General features: G+C 59.9%; 13 protein-coding genes. 7 read left to right on the forward strand and 6 right to left on the reverse strand.

The features are described 5' to 3' along the window. Positions 1-18 precede the first annotated feature (18 nt). Positions 19-654 carry a DnaJ domain-containing protein gene (locus tag VOY09_RS00360; RefSeq protein WP_322892875.1) on the reverse strand — a complete coding sequence of 212 codons (636 nt, stop codon included), beginning with the start codon at positions 652-654 and terminating at the stop codon, positions 19-21. Positions 655-732: 78 nt separating this feature from the next. Between VOY09_RS00360 and VOY09_RS00365 the strand changes: the two genes are divergently transcribed. Beyond that, entirely contained in the window at positions 733-984 is a 252-nt protein-coding gene (locus VOY09_RS00365) for a BolA family protein (RefSeq protein ID WP_322892874.1), read from the forward strand. Here the strand turns inward: VOY09_RS00365 and VOY09_RS00370 are convergent, their stop codons facing one another. From VOY09_RS00370 to VOY09_RS00380, 3 genes are all read right to left on the reverse strand, one after another. After that, a complete protein-coding gene (locus VOY09_RS00370; protein ID WP_322892873.1) occupies positions 985-1350 on the reverse strand; it encodes a DUF4177 domain-containing protein in 366 nt (121 codons plus the stop codon). Positions 1351-1413: 63 nt separating this feature from the next. Then, on the reverse strand, positions 1414-2925 hold the full coding sequence (gene gatB / locus VOY09_RS00375; protein WP_322892872.1) for an Asp-tRNA(Asn)/Glu-tRNA(Gln) amidotransferase subunit GatB: 1512 nt from the start codon (positions 2923-2925) through the stop codon (positions 1414-1416). Positions 2926-2979: 54 nt separating this feature from the next. After that, positions 2980-3855 (reverse strand): 1-acyl-sn-glycerol-3-phosphate acyltransferase, encoded by an 876-nt coding sequence (locus tag VOY09_RS00380; protein ID WP_322892871.1) that lies wholly within the window; start codon positions 3853-3855, stop codon positions 2980-2982. 124 nt (positions 3856-3979) lie between these two features. Here VOY09_RS00380 and VOY09_RS00385 point away from each other — a divergent pair, with 124 nt between their 5' ends. The 5 genes from VOY09_RS00385 to VOY09_RS00405 all read left to right on the forward strand — a co-directional run bounded on the left by VOY09_RS00385 (position 3980) and on the right by VOY09_RS00405 (position 8445). After that, a complete protein-coding gene (locus VOY09_RS00385) occupies positions 3980-4123 on the forward strand; it encodes a DUF2256 domain-containing protein (protein WP_322892870.1) in 144 nt (47 codons plus the stop codon). 97 nt (positions 4124-4220) lie between these two features. Continuing rightward, the gene (locus VOY09_RS00390) at positions 4221-6365 is read left to right on the forward strand and encodes a malate synthase G (protein ID WP_322892868.1); all 2145 of its coding nucleotides are present in this window, start codon (positions 4221-4223) and stop codon (positions 6363-6365) included. A gap of 17 nt (positions 6366-6382) precedes the next feature. Then, positions 6383-6811: a GlcG/HbpS family heme-binding protein gene (locus VOY09_RS00395; protein WP_322892867.1), complete on the forward strand. Its 429-nt coding sequence runs from the start codon at positions 6383-6385 to the stop codon at positions 6809-6811. Between the two features lie 141 nt (positions 6812-6952). Then, positions 6953-7720 (forward strand): gamma-glutamyl-gamma-aminobutyrate hydrolase family protein, encoded by a 768-nt coding sequence (locus tag VOY09_RS00400; RefSeq protein ID WP_322892866.1) that lies wholly within the window; start codon positions 6953-6955, stop codon positions 7718-7720. Between the two features lie 17 nt (positions 7721-7737). Continuing rightward, positions 7738-8445 (forward strand): D-lyxose/D-mannose family sugar isomerase, encoded by a 708-nt coding sequence (locus tag VOY09_RS00405; protein ID WP_322892865.1) that lies wholly within the window; start codon positions 7738-7740, stop codon positions 8443-8445. On the opposite strand, the gene VOY09_RS00410 is transcribed toward VOY09_RS00405, so the two are convergent. Continuing rightward, entirely contained in the window at positions 8434-10668 is a 2235-nt protein-coding gene (locus VOY09_RS00410) for a xanthine dehydrogenase family protein molybdopterin-binding subunit (RefSeq protein ID WP_322892864.1), read from the reverse strand. The two genes, VOY09_RS00405 and VOY09_RS00410, sit on opposite strands and share 12 nt — an antisense overlap. 2 nt (positions 10669-10670) lie before the next feature. Then, positions 10671-11135, reverse strand: coding sequence for a (2Fe-2S)-binding protein (locus tag VOY09_RS00415; protein ID WP_322892863.1), 465 nt, complete (start codon positions 11133-11135; stop codon positions 10671-10673). Positions 11136-11345: 210 nt separating this feature from the next. On the opposite strand from VOY09_RS00415, the gene VOY09_RS00420 reads away from it, so the two are divergent. Further along, positions 11346-12794, forward strand: a complete 1449-nt coding sequence (locus VOY09_RS00420; protein WP_322892862.1) for a TrkH family potassium uptake protein — start codon at positions 11346-11348, stop codon at positions 12792-12794. Positions 12795-12882: the final 88 nt, after the last annotated feature.

Here is a 12882-nt window from a genome sequence, read left to right on the forward strand (position 1 = left end):
CCAAGCGCCAGCCCCGGTTCAATCCGCGTCGCGGAAATTGCGGCTGACTTTGATCTGGTCCCAGGCCCAGACCACTTCGGACAATTGTTCTTCCTGGCTGCGGTCGCCACCATTCATATCGGGGTGCAGCACCTTGATCAGCGATTTATAGGCTTTGCGGATCTCCTGTTTGGACCAGTTATCCTTGGCCTCCAGAATATCAATCGCACGGCGCTCGGTCGGCGGCAGTTTGCGGCCCACGGCAGCACCGCGTCCCGGGTTGCGGGTGGCATTCTGGCCCAGCACCTCATGCGCGTCATTGACGCCAAGCCGTGCCCAGGCGCGTTCTTCGACAGACCGTTTGAATGGTTTGGTGGGCCGGTCCCAGACCCTATCATTGGTCATCTGGGCTGCCAGTTCCGCCTCTGACGCGGTGTCGAAGAAATTCCATTTCAGGTTATATTCGCGGACATGCTCCTGACAGAACCAGAAATAATCATCCAGCACATCGGGGGCCTTGGGCGCGCGGAACGGGGCCGGTTCCTGACAACCTTCATGATCGCAGACGCGTTTGGACGTCTCGGAAGCGCCCGACATCCCCCGCCGTCCGCGCGGATTTTTCTTCTTGGAGGACGACACGGACATATCGAAACCAAAGGGATCATCTTTTTTCATGGTGCTTCTCTTCTTTCCGACTCGGACGACAGACTGTAGACCTCTGGGACGCAGATAGAAGAGGGCACAGGGAAAATAATGGCATTACAGGCTGAAATTCACGCAAGACTGATGACACTGGCCCCTCAAACGCTCGATGTGATCAACGAAAGCGATCAACATGCTGGCCATGCCGGTCATGACGGCAGCGGCGAAAGCCACTTTCGCGTGGTGATCAAGGCCGCCGTGCTGGACGATATGTCGCGGATCGCGCGGCACCGGGCGGTGCATGACGCGATAGGCCCGGATCTGATGGCGCGCATTCATGCGCTGGCCATCGAGATGCGCTGATTATTCTGCCGCCTCTGGTTTATCCTCGGCACTGGTGATCTTTTTCTCGACCTTGGGCGCAGACACCGCAGGCGCGCTGACTGACGGGGCAGGGGGCGTTTGCCGCTGCGCTTTCATCTTGGGCGCGCCGCTGGCAGGTTTGGCGCGGCGGAACACCAGCATATTCTGGTAAACCGTGGTTTTGCTCATCAACCCCTCGCGCTGTTCGCAGGGCAATGTATCGGCGCGGATATATTCCCAGCCATCTGCCGCCGCCTCATTGATCGCGGTTTGCAGCGCCAGCGCAAAGCGTTCTTCATTGGTCTTGGCACCCGGCGCCTTCAGCCCGCGTATCGGGGCCGGAACGACCTTATATTCATGTGTCATCGCGCTTTCCCCCATGATTGCCGCGCCGTTCTACCAAAACCGGCGCAGATAGGAAAGCACCCCTCACAGCCCCAGTTTTGCCGCGACCAGCTGATTGACCGCCGCCGGATTGGCCTTGCCGCCGGTCGCCTTCATCACCTGACCGACAAACCAGCCCGCCAGTTTCGGATTGGCCTTGGCCTTTTCGACCTGATCGGGGTTGGCGGCGATAATCTCATCCACCGCAGCCTCGATAGCGCCGGTGTCGGTGACCTGTTTCATGCCTTCGGTTTCGACGATTTCTTCAGGGTCACGGTTTTGCGTATAGGCGATGTCAAAGACGTCCTTGGCCATCTTGCCGGAAATCGTGTCGGACTTGATCAAGCCGACGATCTGGCCCAGACGTTCGGCAGAAATCGGGCTGTCGGCGATATCCTTGTCGTCTTTCTTCAGACGGCCAAACAATTCATTGATGACCCAATTCGCCGCCAGCTTGCCATCGCGGCCATCGGCGACTTTTTCGAAAAACGCCGCATTCTCGCCCTCTGCTGTCAGGACCGAGGCGTCGTAATCCGACAGCCCGAAATCCGCGATGAACCGCGCCTTTTTCGCATCCGGCAATTCGGGCAGGGCAGCGTTGATATCATCGACCCAAGCCTGTTCAATCTCCAGCGGCAGCAGGTCCGGGTCAGGGAAATAGCGGTAATCATGCGCCTCTTCCTTGGACCGCATCGACCGTGTCTCATTGCGATCCGGATCATAAAGCCGGGTTTCTTGCGTGACGCTCTTGCCATCTTCCAGCAGGGCGATCTGGCGGCGTGCCTCATACTCAATCGCCATCTGGATAAAGCGCATGGAGTTCATGTTCTTGATCTCGCAGCGCGTGCCAAGATGGCTGAAATCCTGTGTCGCCTGATAGCGTTCGTAATTACCCGGCCGACAGACCGAGACGTTGACATCGGCGCGCAGATTGCCGTTTTGCATATTGCCATCACAGGTGCCCAGATAGCGCATGATCTGGCGCAGTTTCAGCACATAGGCGGCAGCCTCTTCCGGCCCACGGATATCGGGGCGGCTGACGATTTCCATCAGCGCGACGCCGGTGCGGTTCAGGTCCACGAAAGACATCGCCGGGTCCATGTCATGGATCGACTTGCCCGCATCTTGTTCCAGATGGATGCGTTCGATCCGCACCAGACGGGCGAGACCGTTGCCCATTTCCACCAGCACTTCGCCTTCACCCACGATAGGGTGATACAACTGGCTGATCTGATAGCCTTGCGGCAGATCAGGATAGAAATAATTCTTGCGGTCAAAGGCCGATGTCAGATTGATCTGCGCCTTCAGACCCAACCCGGTGCGCACGGCTTGTGCCACGCATTCCTCATTGATCACCGGCAACATGCCCGGCATCCCGGCATCCACGAAAGCCACATTGCTGTTGGGTTCGGCACCGAACAGGGTGGAGGCACCGGAAAACAGTTTCGCATTGGTCGCAACCTGCGCATGGACTTCCAGCCCGATCACCAATTCCCAATCGCCGGTCGCCCCGGCAATCACTTTGGGGGCAGGGGTGTCATAGGTCAGATCCAGCATGGCGATATCCTTGGTTCAGCTTTGCGCGATCTTTACGGAAACGCGCAGCCCGCTTCAAGGTGCGGTGGACGCATCTTTGGACAGCCAAGGGCGGGTCGTGGCGATCAGATTGACCACCGGGGCATATTCGCCCCCCAGCGCGAGCGTCGCACGGCGCAGCATATTGATCCCCTCTTCCGCATCGCGCGGAATCGCCGAGGCTGAAATCGGCTCGCCCATCGTCACGACAAAAGGCTGACGATCCTTGTTCAGCGTCTCATGAAACAGGGTGATGTCGCGCAATGTCGGGTGGATGCGGTCGAACAGGTAAAACAGCGCCGAATTGCGTGCCTGAATATTGACCGGGATCACCGGCAGATCGAATTTGCGCGCCAGCATCGCGGCAGAGGCCATCCATGGGCGTTCATGCAGCGACAGCCAGCGGCGTTTCGCCAACCGGCCCGATGGAAAGATCACGCCCAACCGCCCGGCTTCCGTCGCTTGCCGGACAAAGGCCATGGTTTCGCGGGTCTTGCCGTGGCTGCGCAATTCCTTGCGCCATTCGACAGGGGCGATCATATCGTCCATCTGCGGAAAGACGCGCAAAATGTCGCGGTTGGCAAAGAAATAGGCATCAGGCCGGGATTTGGCGATCAGATGGTTGAGGATGATTCCATCTGCGATTCCCGTCGGATGATTGGCCACAATCAGTGCAGGGCCATGTTTGGGAAGATTGCCGAAACCTTTGGCTGTGACCATACGCGCAAGCCGTTCTGCCATATCCTGCATGATCAGCGCGGAATCGGCATCCTCCAGCCTTTCAGCAATTGTAATGGTCTTGTTGTAGCCCAGCATCTTGTGCAGCAAACCACGGGCCAGACGCGTGCCGGGACGGGTTGCGTAGAGCCATGGTGCACGTTCGGCGATCAACGGGTCGATACGGTCTTTCATAGGATCCCTCTGATCACGCGCTTGTAAACATTCAACGACACCATAACCCCGGTTGCACAAAACGGAAAGACCGGCTGCAATTTGGTCACTGGACAACGCATGACCCGCCTCTAGGTTCCCTGCCATGCCCAAGATGCGTAAAAAATCCGACTTGCCCGAAAAGATCTGCGCCACCTGTGGCAGGCCTTTTACATGGCGCAAGAAATGGGCCAAGGTCTGGGAGTCTGTGCGCTATTGCTCGGACAAGTGTCGCGGCACACGCAACTGAATCCGGTCAGCCGTGTTGCCTATCGGAAACTTCTGTTCTAATTCGTGGCAGAGGAAGATTTTGCCGTCGCCGGCCGGAATTGTAAGGGAGCACAGCCATGAATGATCGCGTCGAGAAACAAGGGCTTCAGGTCGCCAGTGAACTGGCGAGCTTTATTGAAACGCAGGCCTTGCCCGGTACCGGCATCGATGCGGATATATTCTGGTCCGGGTTCGCCGGGCTGATCAGCACAATGACCCCGCGCAACCGCGCCTTGCTGCAAAAACGCGAAGACCTGCAATCGGCGATTGACGCCTGGCATGTGAGCCAGCGCGGTAAAGTGCATGACCGCGTGGCCTATGAACATTTTCTGAAAGATATCGGCTATCTGGTCGCTGAAGGCGATGATTTCGAGATCGAGACGCAGAATGTCGACCCCGAGATTGCAACGATCCCCGGGCCGCAATTGGTCGTGCCGATCACCAATGCCCGTTTCGCGCTGAATGCGGCAAATGCGCGTTGGGGTAGCCTCTATGACGCATTTTACGGCACCGATGCGATGGGCGTGCAGCCCCCCGCCGGTGGGTATGAGCGTGGCCACGGCGCCCGTGTCGTCGCCCGCGTGCGGGTGTTTCTGGATGAGGCGTTTCCGGTCGAGGGCAAAAGCCATGCCGATGTGACGGAATACCGCGTGCAGGATGGCGCGCTGTTTGTCGATGACCAGCCTTTGCGCGATCCGGCAAAATTTGTGGGCTACCGCGGCGATCCCGCAGCGCCCGAGGCGGTGCTGCTGGTCAACAATGGCTTGCATGTCGAACTGGTCTTTGACGGCAACCATCCGATCGGCAGCCGCGATCAGGCCAAACTGGCCGATGTGCGTCTGGAAAGCGCCATTTCCGCGATCATGGATTGCGAAGATTCTGTCGCCTGTGTCGATGCAGAGGACAAAGTCCTCGCCTACAGCAATTGGCTTGGCCTGATGAAAGGTGATCTGACTGCCGATCTGGTCAAGAACGGCAAGACGATGACCCGTAAACTGTCCGCTGACCGCGACTACACCACCGCTGACGGCAGTGTCACGCTGAAAGGCCGCGCGCTGCTGTGGATTCGCAATGTCGGCCATCTGATGACCAACCCCGCGATCCTTGATGCGGATGGGGAAGAGGTGTTCGAGGGTCTGATGGACGCCATGATCACCACTTTGGTCGCCATGCATGACCTGAAATCCAAAGGCGGCAATTCGGCGCTTAGGTCCGTATATGTCGTGAAACCCAAAATGCACGGGCCGGAAGAGGTCGCCTTTACCAATGACATTTTCGCCGCCGTCGAAGATGCGCTGGGTCTGCCGCGCGATACCGTCAAGATCGGCATCATGGACGAAGAACGGCGCACGACCGTCAACCTCAAGGAATGTATCCGCGCCGCGAAATCCCGTGTCGCCTTTATCAACACCGGCTTTCTGGACCGGACCGGCGACGAAATCCACACCTCGATGGAGGCGGGACCGTTCAGCCGCAAGGATCATATCAAGCGCAAGCAATGGATCGGCGCCTATGAGGATCAGAACGTCGATATCGGGCTGGAATGTGGTTTTTCAGGCCGCGCCCAGATCGGCAAAGGCATGTGGGCCATGCCCGATCTGATGGCCGCGATGCTGGAACAGAAAATCGGCCATCCGCAATCGGGTGCCAATTGCGCCTGGGTGCCCAGCCCGACCGCCGCGACCCTACACGCCTTGCATTACCACAAGATCGACGTGCTGGCCGTGCAAGCCAAGATGCGCAAAGGCGGGCGGCGCGCGCATGTGTCCAGCATTCTGGACATCCCGCTGGCGCAATATCAGCGCTGGTCCGATGCGCAGAAACTGCGCGAGGTCGAAAACAACGCGCAGGGTATCCTTGGCTATGTGGTCCGCTGGATCGATCAGGGTGTCGGCTGCTCCAAAGTTCCCGACATCAACAATGTCGCGCTGATGGAAGACCGGGCCACCTGCCGGATTTCTTCTCAGGCGCTGGCCAATTGGCTGCATCATGACGTCGTCAGCCGCGATGCGGTGATGGAGGCGATGCAGAAAATGGCGCGCGTGGTGGATGAACAAAACGCCGATGACCCGGCCTATCGCCCGATGGCCCCCGATTTCACCAGCATCGCCTTTCAGGCCGCCTGCGATCTGGTCTTCAAGGGCCGTGAACAGCCATCCGGCTATACCGAACCTGTGCTGCACCAGCGCCGGTTGGAACTCAAAGCACAACGCAATCACTGATACCGAAGGACAGACCAATGGCAGATATCTCGATCAGCAAGGCCCGCATGATCATCCGCAAGGCACTGGCAACAGGGCGCGAGATGGAATTCAAACCGCTCTCTGTCGTCGTGCTGGACGCAGGCGGGCATGTGAAAGCCTTTGAACGCGAAGACGGCGCCGCACCGGGCCGTTTCGCGATTGCCCATGGCAAGGCTTATGGCTCCGTCATGCTCGGCATGGCCGGCAAGGCGCAGATGGCCCGGGCAGAGGCGCAGGCCTATTTCATGGCTGCTGTGAATGGCGTCTATGGCGGGCAGGTCGTGCCGGTGCCGGGTGGCGTCTTGCTGCGCGACAAGAAAGGTGCCGTGATCGGTGCGGTCGGCGTGACGGGTGACACATCCGACAATGACGTGATCGCCGCCATGGCCGGGATCGAAGCTGCCGGGCTGACCGGCGAGGCCTAAGCCTCAATCACGCGCGATCACCATGGAAACCGCCACAAAATCGGGCATGTGCGCCAGCGCATGCCCGTTTGTGCGTTTGGCCTCTCTTCCATTGGTCAGCCTGCCTGACTATCCTTTGTCCAGCACAAACAGGAGAGTCTCATGCCCCGTCCCGTGATCGGAGTGATCGCAAGTTCGTATCTGATCAATGACCAATACCCCGCCCATGCCTCTGGTGCGATGAATGCCGAGGCTTTGGCCGCCGTCTCTGGCTGTCTGCCGCTGATCGTGCCCTCACATCCCGGCATGGTCTGCCTTGATACCTTGATGGACACCTGCGACGGTTTCCTGTTCCCCGGTGCCCGCGCCAATGTCCACCCAGAGGAATATGGCGAGGAAGAAACCCCCGCCCATGGCACGTTTGACCGCGACCGCGACCGTCTGACCCTGCCGCTGATCCGCGCCTGTGTGGCACGTGGCCAGCCGATCCTTGGCATTTGCCGTGGCTTTCAAGAGGTGAATGTCGCCATGGGCGGCACACTTTTCCCCGAAATCCGCGACCTGCCGGGGCGTGACAATCACCGCATGCCGCCTGACGGATCGCTGGAGGAGAAGTTCGCGTTGCGCCACAAAGTCACCTTCCGCCACGGCGGTGTGTTCCACCGGCTGATGGACGCGCCCAGCGTGATGACCAACACCTTGCACGGGCAGGGGATCAAACAACCCGGCCCCCGCGTGATCGTCGACGGCCATGCCCCTGATGGCACGCCAGAGGCGATCTATATCGCCGATGCCCCCGGTTTTACCTTGTCGGTGCAATGGCATCCCGAATGGAATGCCGATGCTGATCCGGTGTCACGCCCGCTGTTCGCCGCCTTTGGCGATGCCTGCCGCGACTGGGCCGCGCGGAGCTTGCGCAAGGCATCGTAATCGATTACGTGGGGGTTATGAAAAGATCACGCATCAATGATATCATGGCCGAAGCGGATGAGATGATCCTGTCACACGGTTTCGTCCTGCCGCCTTGGACCTATTGGACCCCCGACCAGTTCAAATCCCGCGCCAAAGATGCCCAAGCGGTGATCGACGCGCGCTGCGGCTGGGATATCACCGATTACGGCGCGGGCCGTTACGACGACATGGGCCTGTTCCTGTTCACCCTGCGCAATGGCCGCCTTGCCGACCTGCAACGCGGCGGCGGGATGTGTTATGCCGAAAAGCTGCTGATCTCCAAACAGGATCAGCTGTCGCCGATGCATACTCATGTGATCAAGGCCGAAGATATCATCAACCGGGGCGGCGCGACGCTGGTGGTGGAACTCTACGGGTCAGACCCGGATGGTCATTTCGACGAAACGGCGGGCGGCACGGTCATGTGCGATGGCATCCGGCGCCCCTTTGCCCCCGGCGACAAACTGCGCCTTGCGCCGGGTGAAAGCGTCACGCTGATGCCGGGTGACTGGCACGCCTTCTGGGGCGAGGGGGGCGATGTGCTGATCGGCGAAGTCTCGACCGTGAATGATGACGAGACCGACAATATTTTCCGCGACCCCATCGGGCGGTTCGCACAGATCGAGGAAGATGTGGCACCAACCCATCTGCTGGTCAGCGATTACCGGACATGGCTGGCCAGCCACGGCCCGTTACAAGATTAGATCATAGGTCTTGATCAGCGGCAATTCCCGCGCCCGGACGCCCGTCAGATCAAACAAAGCATTGCCCAACGCAGGCATCGCAGGCGGTGTGCCGGGTTCGCCGATGCCGCCGATATGCGGGTTTGTTTCCAGAATACGCACCTCAAACGCCGGGGTATTATGCATCCGCAGCGCATCATAATCGGTGAAATTATATTGCTCTGCCTGACCATCGGCAAAGGTGACCTCTTCCTGCATTGCCGCTGAAAAACCATAGATCGCGCCAGAGATCATCTGCGCCTCGATGATCGCAGGGTCCAGCGCGACACCGGGATCGCAGGCGATCCAGCATTTATTGATGCGGATGCCGTTGCCGGTATCCTCGACCTCGACAATCTGCGCTGTCGGCGTGCCGAAAGAATAGCAAAACCCGATCCCGCGCCCGATGCCCTCTGGCGTCTGCCCGGTCCAGCCCGCCATTTCGCCCACGGCACGGATCACACCGGCCGAGGGCGCATGTTCCCGTTCTGCCAGCGTCAGCCGGAATTGCAGCGGATCAGCACTCGCCGCATGGGCCATCTCATCGATGAACGTATCCATGAAGAACCCGTTGAACGACGCGGCGACCGACCGCCAGAAGCCGATTGGCACCGCCAGATCGGTCAGATGGCCGGTGATGCGGAAATTGGGGATGCCGTATGGCTGATCCGCCGCCCCTTCGACATGCGCACGGTCGGGGCCGGGCGGGACCTGCCCCATCTGGCGCATGATCGATTGATGCGACACTGAGGGTGCCGCGATCTGCCCGTCAACCAGCAAGGCTGTGCCATCCGCCACCACACCGCGAAACCGCGCCATCGCCGCAGGGCGATAGAAATCGCGCTGCATGTCTTCCTCGCGTGTCCAGGTCATGCGGATCGGCGTGCCGGGCAGGGTGGCGGCAATCTTGGCCGCTTGCACCGCATAATCCGTCTCACCCCGCCGCCCGAAACCACCACCCATCAAAGTGGTATGGACCGTGACCATCTCCGGGTCGATCCCGGCGGCAGCAGCACATTTGTCGCGCGTCATGACGGGTGCCTGATTGCCGGTCCAGATCTGCAAAGCGCCATCCTGCAACAGTGCCGTCGCGCTCATTGGTTCCATCGTCGCATGGGCAAGGAAGGGGACGCGATAATCGGCCACAACTTCGGTGCCTTCAACGACAGCCGTCACATCGCCATCGTTGCGCACTGTGCTGTCGGGTGGTGCATCCAATGATGCGGCAATCGCCGCCATCATCGCAGCCGTGTCAGCGGGGTAGGGCGCGTCGTCCCAGATGATCTCAACCGCCTCTGCCGCCTGCATGGCGAGCCATGTATTGCTGGCAACAACGGCGATCCCGTCGCCCAGATCGACGACAGCCTGCACCCCAGCCATATTGCGCGCGGCAGTATCGTCATAAGACACCATGCCCGCCCGTTTCGGGTTCATCCGGACCGTGGCAAATTTCATCCCGTCGAGCACGACATCCGTGCCGAATTCTGCGGTCCCGGTGACCTTGCCCAGCATATCCACGCGCGGCATGGATTTGCCCAGATATTTCCATTCCGACCGTGGCCGCAGTGCAACGTCAGGTGGGGTGATGTCGCGCACCGCCTCGGCCAGCGCGGTATAGGCAAGGCGCGTGCCGTCTGGCGCGATGACATGGCTGTCGGCGGTACGCAGATCACCCACAGCAACGCCCAGCTGATCCGCCGCCGCCAGTTTCAGCGCTTCGCGGGCCGAGGCTCCGGCATGGCGCATCCGCTCATAAGCATCCTTAATCGAGGTTGACCCGCCGGTCACCTGCAGATGCAGCAATTTGCCGACCAGCCCGATATTCTGGCGCAGACTGTTGCGGAATTCCGTATCGGCATAATGCCGGAACGGCAGGGCGATCCCCAGCAAGGCCTGATTGTAATAGGCCTGCGCTGGCGGGCCATGCAGGACGGTGATATCGTCCCAGGCGACATCCATCTCATCCGCAACCAGTGCCGCCAGCGTCGTATGCACGCCTTGCCCCATTTCGGCACGCGGCGCGATGATGGTCACCCCGTCCTGATTGAGCAACACATAAGGCGTCAATGCGACCTCGCCGTCGCCTGTGATCAAAGGATTAGGCGCGTCCTTGCGCAGCTGATAGATTCCAAAGGCCGCGCCACCGGCGATTGCCACCGACCCGACCAGAAACGTGCGCCGCGCGATTTTCCCGATGCTGGCCATGATTACACCTCGCCCAGACGCTGTGCTGCGTCTTTGATCGCGGCGCGCATGCGTGGATAGGTCCCGCAGCGGCACAGGTTCCCCTGCATCGCATCATCGATATCCTGATCCGTGGGTGTAGGTATGTCCGCCAGCAAGGCCGCCGCATTCATGATCTGCCCGGACTGGCAATAGCCGCATTGCGCGACCTGATGATCGATCCAGGCCTGCTGGATCACGGCCAGATTGCCGGGCTGGCCCAAGCCTTCAATCGTAGTTACCTCACCCCAGACATCGGCCAGCGCCACCTGACAGGACCGCACCGCCTGCCCGTCGATATGCACGGTGCAAGCGCCACAGGCGGCGATACCGCAGCCGAATTTGGTGCCGGTCAACCCGATCTCATCCCGCAAGACCCAGAGCAGCGGCACATCCTCGGGCAGGTCAACGCTGTGCTGCCTGCCATTGATCGTCAGTGAAATCGCCATGATCCGCCTCTGAAATTTTCTGAACCGTTTCGTTTAGAATAGGGCGCGGCACCCCCTGTATCAAGCAAATTGGCAGGAATCTTTCGCATCGTCCGAGCCTAAATATCCCCGCCGGAGGCTCCCAGATCGCCCCACGCGCCGTCGGTTGCTTATTCACGCCCCGGTCGCCCGCTTCTTGACACCGGCGCGGGGGCGGGCCAACGCTGCGGCATGTTTGATCTGCGCCCTGTCGGATATGTGATCGGTCTGCTTATCGCCTCTCTTGGGGGGACGATGCTGGTGCCTTTGGCAGCAGATCTTTTCGCGGGCAACGGCCATTGGTTCGTGTTTTTCGAAAGCGCGATCATCACGATCCTGACCGGCGGGCTGTTGTCGCTGGCCTGTGCCAATGGGGTGACTTCGGGGCTGACTTTGCGGCAGATATTTCTGCTGACCTCGCTGGTCTGGCTGACCTTGCCGTTTTTCGGCGCATTGCCTTTCATCCTTGGCGCGACTGACGCCAGCATCACCGATGCGTTTTTTGAGGCGATGTCAGCCCTGACCACCACCGGCTCGACCACCTTTACCCAATTGGAGACCTTGCCGGTGGGCCTGCTCTTGTGGCGCGGTTTGCTGCAATGGCTGGGCGGGATCGGGATCGTTGTTGTGGCGATGGTTTTTCTGCCGGAATTGAAGGTCGGGGGGATGCAAATTTTCAGGTCAGAAGCTTTTGATACAATGGGGAAAATCCTGCCGCGTGCAGGTCAGATCGCAAGACAGATATCCGAGATTTACGTGGCCATCACCATCGCCTGCGCCCTGGCATATTCCGCGCTGGGGATGAGCAATTTTGACGCTTTCGTTCATGCGCTGACCACTGTGTCGACCGGCGGAATGGCCAATACCGACAATTCCTTCGCCCTCTACGGTGCAGGCATCCATTACGCCGCCGCGTTTTTCATGTTCCTCTCGGCCTTGCCTTTCGTGCGGTTCATTCAATTGATGGCAGGCACGGCGCAGCCTTTGCTGCGCGACAGCCAGATCAAGACCTTTTTCGGCATTCTTGGCACGGCGATCCTGCTGATCACTGCCTGGCTTTGGGCGCGCGAGGGGGCCTTTACTGAAATCGCCCTGCGTGAGGCGGTGTTCAACGTCGTCTCGATCATTTCCGGCACCGGCTATAGCAGCGCCGATTACATGACATGGGGCACATTTCCGGTGGTGATGTTCTTTTTCATCGGGTTGATCGGCGGTTGCGCCGGATCGACAAGCTGTTCGATCAAGGTGTTCCGCTATCAGATCCTGTTCGCCGCGATCAAAAGCCAGATCCGCCAGATCCACAGCCCGCATGGGCTGTTCACGCCGCGCTATGACGGCAGGCCGGTGGGGGAAGAGGTGCTCAATTCCGTCGTCGCCTTTTTCGTGGCCTTCGTCTGCCTGCTGGGCGTGATCACGGTGCTTCTGGGGTTGACCGGGCTGGATTTCATCACCTCGGTCTCCGGTGCGGCGACGGCCATCGGCAATATCGGCCCCGGTCTGGGGCCACAGATCGGGCCAGCGGGCAATTTCGCCGAAATCAATGATCCGGCGAAATGGATTCTGGCGATTGCGATGTTCGTGGGCCGTCTGGAAGTCATGGTGGTGCTGACCATCCTGTCGGTCCGGTTCTGGCGGAACTGACAAAACCTTCCCCGCGGGGAAGGTTCCGGTGATCTTCCCCGCGGGGAAGATTGACCCTCGCCGCGCCGGGGCCTATGTGTCGCGCAAC

The sequence above is a fragment of the Yoonia sp. 67-2 genome (assembly GCF_035117555.1).
In the GTDB taxonomy this organism is placed as follows: Bacteria; Pseudomonadota; Alphaproteobacteria; order Rhodobacterales; family Rhodobacteraceae; genus Yoonia.